We start from the raw sequence: 16,780 nt of genomic DNA on the forward strand, positions 1-16,780 counted from the left end.
CTGCATCAGAAAGTGTGAGGGGAAAATGTTAACATCCAGCTTGGACATGTTAGAAGAAAGTCTAGTTAAGAAGCTCGATATCATGACTCAGATTGAAGAGGAGAATGAGAAGCAAAAAGAGGTGCTCTCAAGTATGGAGGAAGAGAGAGAGCCTGAATTTGAAGCAACCGTCGATCGCAAGATGGAGCTGATCGACCAGCTAGAACTTCTCGATGACGGTTTCCAGTCACTCTTTGACAGGGTTAAAGAGGAAGTTAACAATAACAAAGACCTGTATAAAGACAACATCAAAAGAATGCAGCAGCTGATACAGGAAATTACTGGCAAGAGCGCATCTATAGAAGCCAGCGAGCATAGGAACAAAAGACTGGCAGAAGAGTTTTTCAGCTCGGCGAGACAGAAGATGAATGAAAGTAAACGTTCATCGGCAGCAGCCTTTAACTATTATCAGACCATGAATAATTTTAAAGACATTCCGCCGCAGTTTCTGGATAACAAACACTAAAGCATTAAGAAAATACATGACGAGGATCTAGATCACCTGAATCTGGATCCTCTTTTTATTGCGCCAATATATCAGACAATAGAAACAAAATTTGTAAGGCTACAAAGCTAGAAAACATCCCCTGTCGGCTAGTTTTGTCAAAAACTTAATAGCAAAAATCAATTTTTTTGAAAAAATTTTCAAATTGTAGAAAAAATATAAAAAAAAGTTTCAAAAAGGGGTTAAGTTATGAAATAAAGTGTCGATACTATTAGTGAAAAGAAAACAAAAGCAGCCATGGAAGGGACTCCGCATAAGGTCTGCACAATAAATTAAGATGGAAAGGCAGCAGGGAAGCGGGCCCCGGTCATGGAGGAATTAAATATGGTAGTACAACACAACATCACCGCTATGAATTCTAACAGACAGCTTGGCATTACAACTGATATCCAGGCTAAGTCAAGTGAGAAACTCTCTTCTGGTTACAGAATCAACAGAGCAGCTGATGACGCTGCAGGTCTTGCGATGTCCGAAAAAATGAGAAGACAGGTTAGAGGTCTTACTCAGGCTTCTGCAAATGCCCAGGATGGTATCTCTATTGTTCAGACTGCAGAAGGTGCGCTCAATGAAGTTCATGATATGTTACAGCGTATGAACGAGCTTGCTGTTAAGGCTGCCAATGATACACTTACAACACAGGATCGTTCCTATATCCAGCAGGAAGTAGTTCAGCTCTCCGACGAGATCACAAGAACAGCTGAATCCACAGAGTTTAACGATCAGCATCTTCTGGATGGAACATTTACTAATAAGAATCTTCAGGTTGGCTCAGAGACAGATTCACAGAACCAGATTAATCTTTGCATAAAGAAACTTAGTGCTACTACAATCGGCGTAGGTGCTGTCTTTAAGGAAACAGATGATGGTTTAAATACCGAAGCTAAAGATCAGATCAGTGTAATGTCACACTCAAAGGCTAAGCAGTCCATCGAGAACATTAAGCAGGCCCTTATCTCCATTTCAAAGCAGAGATCAGATCTTGGTGCTATCCAGAACAGACTTGAGCATACAATCAAGAACCTGGATAACGTAGTAGAGAATACTCAGGCAGCTGAATCACAGATTCGTGATACAGATATGGCAGAGGAGATGGTTAGATATTCTAACAACAATATCCTCGCTCAGGCAGGTCAGTCAATGCTTGCTCAGGCAAATCAGACAAATCAGGGTGTACTTTCACTCCTTCAGTAAAACCGGAATAGATAATCCAGAATCCATAAGCACATCGAGCGGTGGCCTTCAAAAAGCCACCGCTTTTAAAATTTATTTTTAATTAATAAATTTAGGACTAAAGTTTTTAGATTTATAGTCGATAATAAAGGTGTAAGTAAACAAGAGAGATGTTTTATGCCAGCAATAAAACGGATCTCAAATAACAAAGCAAACGAGTGGCATGGAAGCCACCGTATTTATCAAGGAGGATAAAATTATGGTAGTACAACACAACATTACAGCGATGAATTCAAACAGACAGCTTGGTATCACAACTGGTATCCAGGCAAAGTCAAGTGAGAAACTGTCATCTGGTTACAAGATCAACAGAGCAGCAGATGATGCAGCAGGTCTTGCTATATCAGAAAAGATGAGACGTCAGGTTAGAGGTCTTACACAGGCTTCTGCTAACGCTCAGGACGGTATCTCAGCAGTACAGACAGCTGAAGGTGCTCTTAACGAAGTTCATGATATGCTTCAGAGAATGAACGAACTTGCAACAAAGGCTGCAAACGATACGTTGACATCAACAGATCGTTCTTACATCCAGTCAGAGATGAATGCTCTTTCAACTGAGATCACAAGAACAGCTGAAGCAACAGAGTTCAACAACCAGAAACTTCTTGATGGATCTTTCACAAACAAGAATCTTCAGGTTGGTTCTGAGACAGAAGACAAGAACCAGATCAATATCTGCATTAAGAACATGTCAGCTACAACTATCGGTGTTCAGGCAACAGCTATTTCTGTAACATCTCACGAGCAGGCTAAGTCTACAATTACAAACATCAAGACAGCTCTTCAGTCAATTTCTACTCAGAGATCTGACCTTGGTGCTATCCAGAACAGACTTGAGCACACTATCAAGAACCTTGATAACGTTGTTGAGAATACTCAGAGTGCTGAATCTGCTATCCGTGATACAGATATGGCAACCGAGATGGTTAAGTATTCTAACAATAACATCCTTGCACAGGCAGGTCAGTCTATGCTGGCACAGGCTAATCAGTCTAACCAGGGTGTTCTTTCACTTCTCGGCTAATATCTACAATAGAAATGTTTTAAATCTGTTTGAAACATTGCAACTACCTAAAAGGGCTCCGGCTATGCCGGGGCCCTTTTTCAAATGTTTTTAAATTGGAGCAATAAGTCCATTATACTTGATGGTGCCATTAGAATACTCTCCAAGGGCACCACTTTCCAAAACTGATAAGAAAAACTGCTCGGAAGATAGCTTTTCACGATAACGCTTGTTTCTAAAAAGCTCTGTCAGACTTGGCTCAGTTTCCTGATATTTTTCAAATGTTACAGCATGATAATCTTTAGAAAGCCAATCAATATCCTCCTGATTAAAATCATTTATATTAACAAAGAAGCTCAGATTTCTAAAACTTTTCCAATTTCTTAGTTTATATTCAGCTGGGTATTTCATTCCAATCCAGGTTCCGTAGGTTTCAAATTCTGAAAAACCGATTGCAAGATTATCATTTCCAAGACAGCTAGTGATCTTTTCATAGAAAACATCACCGGTAAAATGCGTATTTTCAATATCTACTATCATATCAAGCATATATTTCTTACTAAATAACATATGCTCTGATATAAAAGATTTTTCTATTATTTTGTTAAATCCAAAGAGCCTTTCTATGGTTAAAAAATATGAATAATTACCATCTGGTTTGGTATCCAGGAAGGGCTTGCCATCATCAGAAAACATCTCAATCTTTTTTAAGGGGATAGTGTCCGAGTCCCAACATAGATAGTAATCTGTTTGACATATTTGTGAATAAGCCATTTTTAGATACTGTTGGTAATACCAGTGAACAGATGATGGATTGCTTTGCGTCGCGTTCTTTTTTAAATCATCATATATGGCTTTCACCGCTATGATGGGCACAAGCTCATTCTCATCTATGTAACTGACCTTGTTATCATCGAATAGGCCGGAAGAAATATCTGACGAAGCTATTTCGCCCACATTTTTCGGACCAATAAGCACGATTTCATTTATTGGGAGATATTTGAAAAAGGTTTTGTAATATCCTTTGGTTCGATTGTAGTCATCTATTATTGTAGGAATGACACAAGGAAATTTTTGGGATTCGTTATGATCAAGCTCTGACATAGTAAACCTCCATATTATTTCGTGATAATTCTGAGTATTTCTATTACTCTGTTAAGAACTGAACCATTTTCATTAACAATATTAAAACCATTATCTGCAATTCTACGTCTTTCGTCCTCGTGATTCAGATAATAGGTGGCTTTATCTACCAATTCAGCATAGCTTTTGTAGGTTACAAGGTGCTCCCCGTCTTTGAAAAACATGTCAATCTCCGGCTGATAATTAGTAAGAAGAAATCCCTTGCATCCAAGCACATCCCATATTCTTTGGGATAAGCCACTTGAGATGGGACGCATAGTTATATTCAGATTGATTTTGCTTTGTCTGAAAACAAATGGCATCTCAGTAAGACTGTTTACTCCGCCGTGGATAATAACTTTATCTGATATTTCACTTGTTTTGCTTTGAGTAAAAAGATGCAGATTACAGTTGGGAACGCTAGTTGCAATCAGGTTAAGTACTTTTAATCTTTCTTTATGTGCCATATGGGGGCCTAAGTAGTCATTTAATGCTACATATTCAGAAATATCTCTTACGCTCATGTCAGATGGATAAAAATCATTACTACATTCTTTCAAAGAAGATACAAGCTCTTTGTCCACAATCTTTGAAAGTTCTTTCAACCCATAAACCTCTCCTTCAAACTGGTGCTCTATTGCGGAATTCACTCTGGCGGTGATTTTATCTGGGAGATTTTTTAAGTTTGATAAAGGGTCTTTTTCACTGTAAAGAGACCCAACAAAAGAAATGTTGTATTTATAAGAGTTAGTGTCTCCTAGGGTCTCACTAAGTCTAGCATTTGCTGCTCCCAAAGGAAGGTGAAAAATACACTCAGGGTTCTCATCGCTGATGGAGCGGAATTGATCTTTATCAAAAAGAAATATTCTATTGAATTTGCTTCGGATAGAAGCGTTATATATTTCAAAAACAGGACAATCTACAGTCATTGCAACATAGAAAACATGTAGCTTTTCGCACAGTATTGCTATGAAGGGAAGATAGTTAATTGAAAAAACAAACAGAGGCCTGCTATCAAAAATCATATTACCAAGGTGGTTTATTTTTTCTTCTAAGGCCAGGGACTGATCCATTCCGTCGCTATCTTCAAGAACCTCAACACCAAGAGCTTTGAAGGCATCAATATAATCTGGTTCGCATATGCTTTTGTATCGGTAAAAGATTATGTTCATATAAAATCTCCAGGAATCAATCTGATTCGCATTACTTAATGATATTATACCAAAAACATGACGTTATATGGTGTATAATTAAACTGTGAAGTTGCACACTTACATGTAATGTGAGGACATTTATGGGTATTATCAAAAGACAAATATCCACCAAAGACTTATTTGAAAACATAAAGAGTTCATTGCATAAAGATGAATCTTTATTTGATAAGTATAAAGCAAGTGATCTGTTAGCGTGTGTATATACTGACATTGCTGACGCCAGGCAGATTGTGGAAGAAAATAAGATATTAAATCTTTATGCTACTGTGGAAAAGAAAGAGCAATATCTTGAGAAGACATTGAAGTCTCATGATGCTGTGGGTGTTAGTACATGCTTGGATGAACTACTTTCGACTATTGACGAGCTTCCCCCAAAAGAGGTTATAGAGCAAACAAATTATGATGAAGCTTATGAGAGGCACCGCGTTGAAGAAACCATAGTTGTACTCGGGGATTCACATGTTAATTTCTTTAGCGGAAATGAAGCATTAACATTTTTGCCTATTGGACAGGAAATAAATGTATCACCCCAGATAAATGGTTTTCCTTTTACTGCACTTCATTTAGGAGCATGCCTTGCTTATAAATCTAATATGTATGGCTCCTCAGAAGGATTTTTAGAAAAATTGGACTGGCTGATGGAGCATTTTATTATTCCAGGTGGAAAAGTTGTGGTGAGCCTTGGAGAAATAGATATAAGATGCCACGTATTCAAACAAACGATTAGACAAGGCTGTTCGTATGAAAAGATAGTGGATGATATTTTGAATAACTATTTTGACATGCTTTTATATGTTAAAGAGCATGGATTTACGACTTATATCTGGGGACCAATAGCATCACAAACTGAAAGCTGCCCAGTTGATGGGTATCTTCCTCGGGTTGGCAGTGAAGTTGAAAGAAATCTTGCCACCAGATATTTTACAGATTGCGCAAGGAAGAGATGCCAGGATATGGGAATTGGATTATCTTCAATTTTTGAAAACATGGTGGATGATAACCTAAAAACCAGAGAATCTTTTCTTTGCAGTGATATGTGCCATTTGACACAGAATGTTTATGATGTAGCGGTAGAAGCTTGGGATAAATCTGGTATTTTAAGGTGAAGTACAGATGAGATATGGCCTGTTATACCTAAATGAACTTAAATATGATGATCTTGCCTGGGTATTTGTTAAGAATGGATATGATGCAGAGATTATAGATACTGGCATATCTGTGGACAGCATAAAACCTGAGGATGCAGAAAAGGTGTCTGATCAGCTTAAACAAAATGGCATAGATATCGCAATCACTATGGATTTTTGTCCTGCTGTGTCAGATGCCTGTCAAGATTGTGATATCCCATATATTGCATGGATTAATGATGCTCCGCAGCAGGCGCTATACAACAGATAGATTACAAATTCTAATACTCATATTTTTTCTTTTGATGCTGGACAGGTTAAGGAACTTCAGGTAATGGGAGCCAGAGATGTTGTTCATTTTCCTCTTGCTACAAATGTATATAGAAACTCCGGGCTTGTAATCTCAGAGGATGACCAAAATCGCTATGAATGTGATGTTTCTTTCATTGGGAGTTTATACGTTGACGATTTTTATGACAAGGTTTATGGATTAGCATCTGATAATACAAGAAAAGAGATGGATTCTATACTGAAGGATAGTGTGGGAATCTGGGACGGGACAGATAGACTGGCTGGAAGATTATCAAAAGAGGCTATGGATGACCTTCAGAAGATATGTCACTTTACATATGACAGTGATAATCCTTTCGCTCTTGGTGTGGATAAGTATTTGGTTTCAAGGTTATTTGCCAGAAAACTCACTCACCTTGAAAGGATTGAAGCAGCCCAGATGCTATCTGGAAGAGATTTTAGGCTATATACCTCTAGTAAGGATTTTGAGATAGAGGGAGTAGATTTATGGCCAGCTCTTAGCTATGATGAGGAGCTTCCCAAGGCCTATCACCTTAGTAAGATTAACCTTAATATTACGCTTCACTCCATTACGTCGGGGATACCACTTAGAGTATTCGATATTATGGGAGTTGGAGGGCTTGTTCTAAGTAATTATCAACCTGAAATCGAAGAATTTTTTACTATAGGTAAGGATATAGAAGTATACAGAAGCCTGGATGAAATGGTGGATAAGGTGGATTATTATCTGACTCACGAGAAGTCCAGAAACTTCATAGCACTTAATGGATACAAGACTGTTTCTGAAAAATACAGTTATGATGTAGCATTTCAGAAGATGATGGAACACATAAACGTTAAGCTGTAGCAAGGAATGAGGCATATGAAAATTCTCTTTCTAGATTGGAAGAGCCTTGGAAATGAAGACATAGTAAGTACTGCCCAGTATCTTAATCATCACGGATATAGTATAGATATAAAGCTCTATCCTTTTGACAATCACATCGAAGATGATGATAAGGAGGCAGCAGATGCTTTGGCAAAGGAGATTAGAAACCAATCTCCTGATTTTGTCTTGTCTTTTAACTATTTTCCGCTTGTATCTAATGTCTGCAAGGAGGCTGGAGTTAAGTATGCAGCCTGGGTTTACGATAATCCAGCAGTGAGGCTTTTTTCCTACACTCTTATCAATTCCTGTAATTACGTTTTTGTTTTTGATTCTCAGATGTATGAGACCTTTGCAAGTCAAGGAATTAAGACAGTTTACTATCTCCCAATGGCAGCAGCAGTAAGGCGTTACGATAATCTTCCAGATAATCCGGAAAAAGAAATAAAATACCGCGGAAAGGTATCTTTTGTAGGACACCTATATAGCGAAGATCATAACTACTATGACAGGATTATAGAAAAAGCATCTGATTATACAAAAGGTTATCTTGAGGGGCTTATAAAATCCCAAATGGAGATACAGGGCCTTAATCTGATTGATAAGTCGATCTCGCCAGTAGTTATGCAGGAAATGATAGATATTCTGGGAGTCAAGCCTGGGTACGACAGCGTTGTTACGTATGAGTACCTATATTCCAATTATGTGATAAACAGGAAGATAACATCTATCGAAAGAAGTCAGATTCTGACTGATATAGGGAAAAGATTCTCTGTGGAATTGTATACCTCCAATACGAAGTTTGCAGGTGAGGGTATTACCAATCACGGCGAGGTGGATTATTACCTGAGCATGCCTTATGTTTTCAAGAACTCAGACGTAAATTTAAATATATCTCTTAGGAGCATTCAGAGAGGAATTCCATTAAGATGCATGGATATCATGGGATGTGGGGGATTTCTTTTGACAAATTACCAGGAGGACATGCTCCAGTTCTTTGAACCGGGAAGAGACTACGTGTATTACGAAAGCAGGGCAGATTTGTTGGATAAGGTTGAATACTACCTTACTCATGAGGATGAAAGAGAAGCCATCGCTGAAAATGGCTATAAGAAGGTAGCCAGAGACCACACGTATGAGAAACGACTTCAGGAAATCATTAGTGTAGTAATGGGAACTGGCTGAGAATTGTTTAGATAAGGATAGATGCCTATGAAAGTACTTTTCATGGATATTAAAATCTTTTTTGCCAATATGGACATGCTGGAAGCCTTTGAAAGCTATCGTGATGATTCTGGTAAGGCGCTTGAAATCGTCAAGTATCCTTATGATTATGATGAGAAAAGAGTCAGAAATGACGAAGTCTTTGAAACTGATTTTCAAAAGGCATTAAGAGAGAATAGTCCTGATTTTGTCTTTTCTTTTAACTTTCTGCCTGTTATATCCAAGGTTTGCAATAAAGAAGGAGTGATATATGTTTCCTGGATCTATGATAATCCGGAAAACCTCTTGTATTCCTACCAGGTAATAAATAAGTGCAATATTGTCTGCATGTTTGACTCAGGACAATATGAGCTTTTTAGGAAAAACAGGATAGAAACTGTGGAATATCTGCCACTTGCTGCGTCAACTAAAAGGCTGGACAAGATGATTCCAGGAAAGGACGAGATAGATAAGTACTCCGCTGATATATCCTTTGTGGGATCTTTATATACCGAAAGAAAGCAGTATTACGATGAAATAGCTCCTAAAGTAAATCCCTATACACTTGGATATATGGATGGTCTTATAAGGGCTCAATTACAAGTAGATGGCATGAATTTTATAGAACAGTGCCTTACTCCGGAAATTGTGGACGACATACAAAAAGCGAGCAATTTGTACATTTACCCTGACAGCGCTGAAACCTTGGAATATCTTTTTGCTAATTACATTATAAACAGGCAGGCTACAATTCTTGAGAGAAAAGAAATTCTGACAATGATAGGGGAGAAATATCCCTTAAAGCTATATACATATAAGCAAAATAATGCCTTTGCGCCTAAGGGAGTTGAGAATATGGGGCCTGCGGACTATTTCGAAGTTATGCCGTATGTATTTAAGCTCAGCAAGATTAATCTTAATATCACGCTTAGGAGTATTCAGAGAGCGATTCCGCTAAGGTGTTTCGACATTTTAGGAGCGGGGGGATTTCTCTTGACTAATTTTCAAACGGATTTCCTCAGACATTTTGTACCAGACGAAGACTATGTATATTATGAGTCTCGCGCAGACCTCATGGATAAGATTGGGTATTATCTAAACCATGACGAGGAAAGACAAGCTATTGCAAGGAATGCGCACGACAAGATTATGAGAGAAAATACTTTTGACGTGAGAGTTGGTCAGATACTTGAGATGGTAAAATCTCGTTTGAATAAGTGAGAGCTTGAGAGGTGACTTATGAAGGTGGCGTTGCACAATGGAGGTATATGTTGATTTCAGTAATTATGCCGGTTAAGAACAACGAAAAAATATTCCCCCATGCTGTAAGTTGCATCCTGAATCAGCAGTATACTGACTGGGAGCTTATTATCATGAAGGGATGCTCATCGGACAGAACCCGAGAATTAGCGGATTCTTATGCTGAGTCAGATGAAAGAATCAGAGTTTTTCATGTAGATGAATGGATATATGAGAGCATTAACATCGGTATTTATCATGCTAAAGGCGAATATATTACTTTTTTAAACTCTGACGATAAGCTTGCTGAAGATGCACTTGCCATTGCTGCAGATTATATTGACAGGTATGGAGTGGATTTGTTCCTGTTTCCTGTTGGAGTTTACCGCGTCGATAGTCAACAGAACATTATCGAAGATTGTACGCCTCCTATATTTAATGTTTTAGATAAAGAACTGGTGCTTCAAGATGCAAAGAGCGTAAGAGACTACTGGGAAGACTTATTCTTTTTTTCAGGACTTTTACAAAATCAGCTCAATGTGTACAAAAAGAAGGTAGTAGAGGGGATTAGATTTAGAAATGACTATGTGAACGCTGACCAGTTGTACAATCTTGAAGTCATGCCAAAGGTGAATTCACTTGCATATTACCCAAAGGTGCTTTATCAGTTTTTGGAATATCAGAAGACTGATAATATGAATGCTTCAGTGGGAAAGTTTTATGAATATCATTTCGATATGTGCAACGAGCTATATTATAGAACTTTAAACCTGTTTGCAAGCTATAACCTTGATAGTGACAGAGTCAAACACTTATTAAGAGAAAAAAGGATTACAAGCATTATTTCAGAGCTTGAAACCTATAAATTTGAAAACTGCGACATTTCTTTTACGGAAAAAATTCTAAAGATTATGCAACACGTTAATTACTGGAAAGATATTTTTATAATAGAAAATAGATTTGAGGAATTGGAAAACAAAGTAATTGCTGTTTGTTACGAGCTTTATATGTTATCTAGACTAGAAGAGGAACAGATTTCAAGCGAAATATATGAAATAATTGTGGGCATAATTGAAATCTTTAGTATTTCGTCAAAAGGACCCCAAGGGGTAGATATCAAGAAAATATACGGACTGGTAAAGGCTTATAATAATCCGGCACATATCGGAATTAGCATTTTGAATGAACTGTTATAAATGACCTGTTGTTTGAATGCATTTGAGGGCGAATGATGGAAACCAAGCACAGTTTTAACACACTTGTGGTAATAACTCCCAAGGACTTTCAGAGATTGATTAGCTTATATCCAAGGCTGGCAGATGCCATAGATTATGGACAGATTCTGTTTGTGGCTGATCCGGAGATAGAGAAGATAATAGATGGCAGTAACTTAAAGGGAAGGGTAGGAACTGTAGATGAGAATAGTATTCTGCCTTTTGGTGAAGTCCATGCCTGCATGAAGGAGAAAATGAAGAATATCCTGGCAGGTAGAGACCTTCCAAGGGGCGTGACAGGCTGGTATTATCAGCAGTTTCTCAAAATGCAGTATTCACTAACTTGCCAGGATGAGTATTACATGGTGTGGGATGGTGATACGATTCCCTGTAAAAAAATAAGCATGTTCCAGGAAGAGTCGGGCAAGCCTTACCTTGATATGAAGCATGAATACCATGCTGAATATTTTGAAACTATGGGGCGGATTCTTCCTGGATTTGGCAAGGTTATAGAGAGGTCTTTTATCTCAGAACATATGCTGTTTAGAACAGATATTATGAGGGCGCTGATAGCTGATATTGAAAATAATGACAATATACCAGGACAAAAATTCTGGGAAAAGATAATAAATGCTATCCCTGAGGATAAGATTCAGGACTCTGCATTTAGTGAGTTTGAAACCTATGGAACCTATGTCGCCCTTAAATATATGAATGTCTATAAACTAAGAGAATGGCATTCCTTTAGACAGGGAGGAAATTTCTTTAAGATAGATACTATATGTGACAGGGATTTTAACTGGTTAGCGAAGGACTTTGAGGCTATTTCATTAGAGAAAGGCCACGAAGTCAGAGAGGATAACGCCAATCTTTTTGACAATCCTTATTATCAGGAAAAGCTCACTCCCAAGCAGATGCTGCAGGCAGCGCAGCTGGAGTATAAAGAAGGGTATAAGGAAGTATGGGCAGATGATAAGGCTGCTGCGGAGGCTAATACTACAATGGGCAGCTTTAACGCAGATGATGTGGTGCCGGAAAGTCCAATCAAGTATCTTAGTGAGGATACATACAAGATATACAAAGAGCTTGGAGACAGCCTTGTGAGCAAAAATGATAACCAAGCTTATTTGTGCTATGAGAATGCAGAGTTTCTTTGTATGGATGATAATGAGAGATTAAAGCTTTCGAGTCTGAGAATGGGCCTTATTGAAAAGGGAGGTTTGTCCGTTAACAAGACCGCCTTCATAGTTTTATCCTACAATAATCTATACTTTACTCAGCGTTGCATTGAGAGTATATATACTAACTGCAATCCAGACAGTTGCCTTCTTGTTATATTTGATAATGGTTCCACAGATGGAAGTCAGGAGTGGCTTTCAGCATGGGGGAATGAACATGATGAGGCGTTGATAATATTAAATGAGGAGAATCTTGGCTTCTCTTCGGGAAATAATGCAGCCTGCCAGTATGTACCGGAAGGTTTTGATATCTTTTACCTTAATAATGATACCAGAATGCCAGCTAATGCTTTGTTCTGGATGAGAATGGCGCTATACTCATCAGATGATGTTGGCGGTATTGGCGCTCTTCAGAACTATGCTGACGCGGACCAGCTTATGGAAGTTAAGTTCGATCTTCCTGAGCAATATGTTGAGTTTGGAGCAGAAAACAATGTTCCTATGGAGAAGCCGTTGGAAGAGCAAAGCAAAATATGTGGATTTGCCATGCTTATTAGAGAAAAGGTCTATCGTGAAACAGGAGGCTTTGATGAGGCGTTCAACCCTGGATTCTTGGAGGATGATGATTTAAGCCTTCAGATAAGGAATTTGGGCTACAAGCTTTATGTTTGCCATAATAGCTATATTTATCACGCTGGAAGCCAGAGTTTCATTAAGCGAAATGATACCAACGAGATGTTCCAAAAGCATAGAAAGCTGATAATAGATAAGTGGAAGTTTGATCCTTCTTTATATGCTGCAATGAGCATTAACGAGCTGGAATACATTAAAAATCTCGAAAAAAAGGGATACAAAAAGGATTCTACGTTTAAACTTTTACATATTGGCTGCGGCTGCGGCAATATGCTTGGCAGAATTCATTATATGTATCCTAATGCACAGCTATATGGAATTGAACCAAATGAATACGCAAGGAAATTTGCTATCTCATGTATCACCGCAGTTGGAAGCGAGAGCGAATTGCCATATAAGTTGGACGAATTTGATGAGGTTGCAAAAGATTTGGGATAATGGCTTCGTTTTATGCGCCGTGCAAGACATCTACTATCTGTTCGTAATAATATGCATCATCATAATTGTGGCCATCTCTTGGATCATCCGTCAGGCTATACCTGGATGATTCAGGAATGGCTTTTATTATGATCGCGTTTTCTATAAGCTGCTGCAGACTTTTGTACATAAACTCAAGAAGTTCATTAAAAACATCAATATCCTCCGGATTTGGAAGAGAAATTAGTTTATTATCTGCAAGTTTCTTTTTAGCTAGATATCTCTCAATAATAAAAATAGGAATTGAAGGCGCAATTCTGCTAAGGCTCTCTTTTAGGCAGAGAACCCCGGATTTCCACTGACTTATGTAATCATCTATACTTCCTTCAAATTTTTGAATGAAATCTATTTCTTCTAGTAAATCAATGATAAATAGGTTAGGAGAAGTCTGCTTACACAGTTCTTCAAATTGCCCCCTGATATTGGAACTAGTCATGCCTCTAAGGGTCATCTGTCTGATGTATCTGCTCTCAAAATCGCACCTTTTGGTCAGTAATTTACATAAAAGTCCACAGCGCTCACTCCCCCAGCCCATAGCTCTAACGTCATAAACCGTGGTATTAATGGAGAAAAGTCTTTTTATCTCTTCAGAGTAAGCAATCTCCCAATTGGCTCTATCGCTACCTGTAATGTCATGGTAAGGCTCCAGATTAAAGCCGGCATGATGCTCAAACTGGCTGATAATGGTGCTTTTATTCTGTTCATAAATACCTATCCGGTTAAATTCCGATATGGTATATTCTGCAATCAAACAGAAGTTACTAAGCAGCTTTTGAAGGTCTTCACGGGTATGCATCATTGACTTTGGGTTTTGTCTGTAAAGATATAGTGGCTTGTAGACAAAACTACACCTTTTTGCCTTTGCAAAGAGGAGAGAATAAACAGCAAGATCCTCCATTCTTATGGATTCCGGGTAATGAAAATCGTTTTCTATCCAGAATGATCTTTTGACCAAATATTTCCATGCGGAAGGAGAGCCAAAGCGTTCATAGAAGCTATGGTCAAAATCTTTAAGTAGCTCAAGGACATTATATGAAGTTAAGGTGGTCATATCCTCTGAGGCATTGTAATATTCACATTCTGCGATGTCGGAGTCGTTTTCAAGGGCAGAACTTACTAAATCTTCAATAAATGAAGGCATCAGCTTATCGTCTGAGTCGCAGAAGGCAAGGTAATCGCCGTGAGAGTGGGCAATTCCCTTGTTTCTTGCATAAGCCAGAGAGTTCTTGTCCTGGTCAACAATTCGGATTCTGGAATCTTTTTTAACCCAGCCTTCACATATTTCAGTGCTAATATCCGTAGATGCCCCAGGAAGCAGGATGATCTCTAAGTTATTATAGGTCTGCCTCGTTATAGATTCTATGCACTCATCAAGATATTTGGCTACGTTATACACGGGAACAATAACGGAAACAAGGGGCTTATCCATGGAAATACCTTTCATAAGAATTCAATACGATAATCGCTATTATGATATAATAATAACATAATTATATTAACAGTTTTTGAGAAAAAGAGGTTTCTATGGCAGAAGTTTCTTTCTGGGCGCAGGTCAAAAATGCTGATAAAACTCAGCAGATTGTAGAAAAGTTAAATTTAATAATGGAAACTTTCTATAACAGAGAGGATTATGAAGTAATTGTAATTGATTACACATCGGACGCGACCGAAAGTCTTGCCGGATTAGAACAAAAATACCCTGAAAATGTAATGTTAATTAATTGCGATGGCTCTGAGACAGAAGCTGCAACTGACATCATGCTTGATTACGCAAAGGGAAATCTTTTTCTGGAAATAAGTGCAGAGATATCTTTTGACAGCAACATGTTCGACAGGGCCTTGTATGATGCCAATATCTGTGACGATGACACCTTCAAATTTTTAAGGAACAAATATACATACATTTATCTTGGTGCTGAAGATGAGAGCTTTAGATATCAGAAAGACTTTGAGAAAAAATGCCTAAGTGATTACAGGGATAATGCTGGGAGTATTGATCTTCATTATTTTTATCAGGATATTTATGTTGCATCAAAGGTCAATGCAATGGGATTAAAGCACATATATGATATTGGGTCCAGAGTTGACGGATATATTTCCCATTTGCTGAGTATGGGTATAGAAGTGACCATGATAGATATAAGGCCTCTTAACTACCAGGTAGAGGGACTAAGCTTTATTCAGGGAAATGCAACGGAGCTTACGGATATAGCAGAATCTTCAATAGATAATTTGTCCTGCCTTCATGCCCTTGAACACTTTGGCCTTGGAAGATATGGGGATCCAATGGATTATAACGGATGGAAAAAGGCACTGTCTCATTACAAAAGAGTAATTAAGCCGAGGGGGAATCTGGTACTAAGCGTTCCTGTGGGGAAGACACAGAGAGCGTGCTTTAATGCTCATCGAATATTCAGACCTATGACTATAGTCAGAGAATTGGCACCGGAGATGAGACTCTTGGAATACACCAATATCCATAATGCAAAGAGAACAACTTTTGACTTTGGTAATAATTCCAATGCAGAGAAAATAGAAGAAGTTCTGGAGTGTTACTCTAATAGCAGTCTTGGAGAGTATGATTGTGGCATTTTTCACTTTGTGAGGACTTAATATGAACTATGTAGAGATAAAAGGTGGACTGGGGAATCAGCTGTTTCAGTACGCTTTTAGCAAGTTCCTTGAAAAGAAGACAGGTAGGTCTTCTGTTCTCCAGAAAGATTTTTTTACATATGTAAAGAATGTTGAAGAGGCTACCAAGAGAGAGCTTAGACTTGATAAGTTTGATTTAAACTACGTTTCTGTGGAGGGACAGATCACTTGCTCAGGGATAATACGCGAGGATGCATATAAAGAGACATCTGATTTTATTGATGATTATTTTTATAGTGGCTACTGGCAAAATAAAAGCTTTTTTATAGAAAATGCTGAAGAAATAAGAAATGAACTGGATATAAAAGTAAAATATAAAACAGAAGAATTGAGGAATCTGGCAAAAGAAATATCAGAGTGTAATTCTGTAGCAGTTCATTTAAGAAGAGGGGATTATTTAAGCGAAAGTAACAAGAAGATTTTTAATACGCTATCACTGGAATACTATAAAAAGGCTTATGAAAAGATAAGCGAAATACAGGGAGAAAAGCTAGTGATATATTTTTTTACAGATGATAAGGAGTATGCAGAGTCTGTGAAAGATGGGCTATTTGGTAATGATGTAAGGCTAATGCCTGACAGAAAAGACTATGAGGACTTATATCTTATGACATTTGCTAGGCATCATATAATAGCGAACTCAAGTTTTAGCTGGTGGGGAGCAGCTGCATCGAAAGGTAGTGCTGGATGCACAGTAGCTCCGCGAGAATGGTTTGTTGATAGACCTTCGCCAAATCTGTACCTAGATGACTGGATGGTAATCTGAT

The 16,780-nt window shown here is 38.1% G+C and carries 15 protein-coding genes; 12 read left to right on the forward strand and 3 right to left on the reverse strand.

Annotation, left to right across the window (positions count from 1 at the left end):
- Positions 1-25 precede the first annotated feature (25 nt).
- The 3 genes from IJI01_RS08370 (at position 26) to IJI01_RS08380 (ending at position 2,798) form a co-directional block, all read left to right on the forward strand.
- Positions 26-505, forward strand: a complete 480-nt coding sequence (locus IJI01_RS08370; RefSeq protein WP_292188645.1) for a flagellar protein FliT — start codon at positions 26-28, stop codon at positions 503-505.
- Positions 506-868: 363 nt separating this feature from the next.
- Complete coding sequence (locus tag IJI01_RS08375; RefSeq protein WP_292188647.1) at positions 869-1,735, forward strand: flagellin N-terminal helical domain-containing protein; 867 nt, start codon at positions 869-871, stop codon at positions 1,733-1,735.
- A gap of 238 nt (positions 1,736-1,973) precedes the next feature.
- Complete coding sequence (locus tag IJI01_RS08380; RefSeq protein ID WP_292188649.1) at positions 1,974-2,798, forward strand: flagellin N-terminal helical domain-containing protein; 825 nt, start codon at positions 1,974-1,976, stop codon at positions 2,796-2,798.
- 90 nt (positions 2,799-2,888) lie between these two features.
- Here the strand turns inward: IJI01_RS08380 and IJI01_RS08385 are convergent, their stop codons facing one another.
- Both IJI01_RS08385 and IJI01_RS08390 read right to left on the reverse strand, forming a co-directional pair.
- Entirely contained in the window at positions 2,889-3,881 is a 993-nt protein-coding gene (locus IJI01_RS08385; protein ID WP_292188651.1) for a DUF6492 family protein, read from the reverse strand.
- Between the two features lie 14 nt (positions 3,882-3,895).
- Positions 3,896-5,071: a glycosyltransferase family protein gene (locus tag IJI01_RS08390; protein WP_292188654.1), complete on the reverse strand. Its 1,176-nt coding sequence runs from the start codon at positions 5,069-5,071 to the stop codon at positions 3,896-3,898.
- A gap of 122 nt (positions 5,072-5,193) precedes the next feature.
- Here IJI01_RS08390 and IJI01_RS08395 point away from each other — a divergent pair, with 122 nt between their 5' ends.
- The 7 genes from IJI01_RS08395 to IJI01_RS08425 are packed head-to-tail and all read left to right on the forward strand — an operon-like array spanning position 5,194 to position 13,322.
- On the forward strand, positions 5,194-6,219 hold the full coding sequence (locus IJI01_RS08395) for a hypothetical protein (protein ID WP_292188657.1): 1,026 nt from the start codon (positions 5,194-5,196) through the stop codon (positions 6,217-6,219).
- A gap of 7 nt (positions 6,220-6,226) precedes the next feature.
- Complete coding sequence (locus IJI01_RS08400) at positions 6,227-6,511, forward strand: hypothetical protein (RefSeq protein WP_292188662.1); 285 nt, start codon at positions 6,227-6,229, stop codon at positions 6,509-6,511.
- A complete protein-coding gene (locus IJI01_RS08405) occupies positions 6,512-7,399 on the forward strand; it encodes a glycosyltransferase family protein (protein WP_292188896.1) in 888 nt (295 codons plus the stop codon).
- Positions 7,400-7,414: 15 nt separating this feature from the next.
- Positions 7,415-8,602, forward strand: coding sequence for a CgeB family protein (locus IJI01_RS08410; RefSeq protein ID WP_292188665.1), 1,188 nt, complete (start codon positions 7,415-7,417; stop codon positions 8,600-8,602).
- A gap of 27 nt (positions 8,603-8,629) precedes the next feature.
- The gene (locus IJI01_RS08415; protein ID WP_292188668.1) at positions 8,630-9,841 is read left to right on the forward strand and encodes a CgeB family protein; all 1,212 of its coding nucleotides are present in this window, start codon (positions 8,630-8,632) and stop codon (positions 9,839-9,841) included.
- A gap of 47 nt (positions 9,842-9,888) precedes the next feature.
- Positions 9,889-11,055, forward strand: a complete 1,167-nt coding sequence (locus IJI01_RS08420; protein WP_292188671.1) for a glycosyltransferase family 2 protein — start codon at positions 9,889-9,891, stop codon at positions 11,053-11,055.
- A 32-nt stretch (positions 11,056-11,087) separates the two neighbouring features.
- The gene (locus tag IJI01_RS08425; RefSeq protein WP_292188674.1) at positions 11,088-13,322 is read left to right on the forward strand and encodes a glycosyltransferase family 2 protein; all 2,235 of its coding nucleotides are present in this window, start codon (positions 11,088-11,090) and stop codon (positions 13,320-13,322) included.
- A gap of 10 nt (positions 13,323-13,332) precedes the next feature.
- Here the strand turns inward: IJI01_RS08425 and IJI01_RS08430 are convergent, their stop codons facing one another.
- Positions 13,333-14,790: a glycosyltransferase family 2 protein gene (locus IJI01_RS08430; protein ID WP_292188676.1), complete on the reverse strand. Its 1,458-nt coding sequence runs from the start codon at positions 14,788-14,790 to the stop codon at positions 13,333-13,335.
- Positions 14,791-14,885: 95 nt separating this feature from the next.
- On the opposite strand from IJI01_RS08430, the gene IJI01_RS08435 reads away from it, so the two are divergent.
- Together IJI01_RS08435 and IJI01_RS08440 are read left to right on the forward strand one after the other, a co-directional pair.
- Positions 14,886-15,974, forward strand: a complete 1,089-nt coding sequence (locus IJI01_RS08435; RefSeq protein ID WP_292188678.1) for a DUF268 domain-containing protein — start codon at positions 14,886-14,888, stop codon at positions 15,972-15,974.
- Position 15,975: 1 nt separating this feature from the next.
- Positions 15,976-16,779: an alpha-1,2-fucosyltransferase gene (locus IJI01_RS08440; RefSeq protein ID WP_292188681.1), complete on the forward strand. Its 804-nt coding sequence runs from the start codon at positions 15,976-15,978 to the stop codon at positions 16,777-16,779.
- Position 16,780 lies beyond the last annotated feature (1 nt).

This window comes from Butyrivibrio sp. (assembly GCF_017433805.1).
Taxonomy (GTDB): Bacteria; Bacillota; Clostridia; order Lachnospirales; family Lachnospiraceae; genus Butyrivibrio.

Coding starts and splice junctions, on each gene's coding strand:
- IJI01_RS08370 (WP_292188645.1), top strand. CDS start 26: ATGTTAACATCCAGCTTGGACATGTTAGAAGAAAGTCTAGTTAAGAAG.
- IJI01_RS08375 (WP_292188647.1), top strand. CDS start 869: ATGGTAGTACAACACAACATCACCGCTATGAATTCTAACAGACAGCTT.
- IJI01_RS08380 (WP_292188649.1), top strand. CDS start 1,974: ATGGTAGTACAACACAACATTACAGCGATGAATTCAAACAGACAGCTT.
- IJI01_RS08385 (WP_292188651.1), bottom strand. CDS start 3,881: ATGTCAGAGCTTGATCATAACGAATCCCAAAAATTTCCTTGTGTCATT.
- IJI01_RS08390 (WP_292188654.1), bottom strand. CDS start 5,071: ATGAACATAATCTTTTACCGATACAAAAGCATATGCGAACCAGATTAT.
- IJI01_RS08395 (WP_292188657.1), top strand. CDS start 5,194: ATGGGTATTATCAAAAGACAAATATCCACCAAAGACTTATTTGAAAAC.
- IJI01_RS08400 (WP_292188662.1), top strand. CDS start 6,227: ATGAGATATGGCCTGTTATACCTAAATGAACTTAAATATGATGATCTT.
- IJI01_RS08410 (WP_292188665.1), top strand. CDS start 7,415: ATGAAAATTCTCTTTCTAGATTGGAAGAGCCTTGGAAATGAAGACATA.
- IJI01_RS08415 (WP_292188668.1), top strand. CDS start 8,630: ATGAAAGTACTTTTCATGGATATTAAAATCTTTTTTGCCAATATGGAC.
- IJI01_RS08420 (WP_292188671.1), top strand. CDS start 9,889: ATGTTGATTTCAGTAATTATGCCGGTTAAGAACAACGAAAAAATATTC.
- IJI01_RS08425 (WP_292188674.1), top strand. CDS start 11,088: ATGATGGAAACCAAGCACAGTTTTAACACACTTGTGGTAATAACTCCC.
- IJI01_RS08430 (WP_292188676.1), bottom strand. CDS start 14,790: ATGGATAAGCCCCTTGTTTCCGTTATTGTTCCCGTGTATAACGTAGCC.
- IJI01_RS08435 (WP_292188678.1), top strand. CDS start 14,886: ATGGCAGAAGTTTCTTTCTGGGCGCAGGTCAAAAATGCTGATAAAACT.
- IJI01_RS08440 (WP_292188681.1), top strand. CDS start 15,976: ATGAACTATGTAGAGATAAAAGGTGGACTGGGGAATCAGCTGTTTCAG.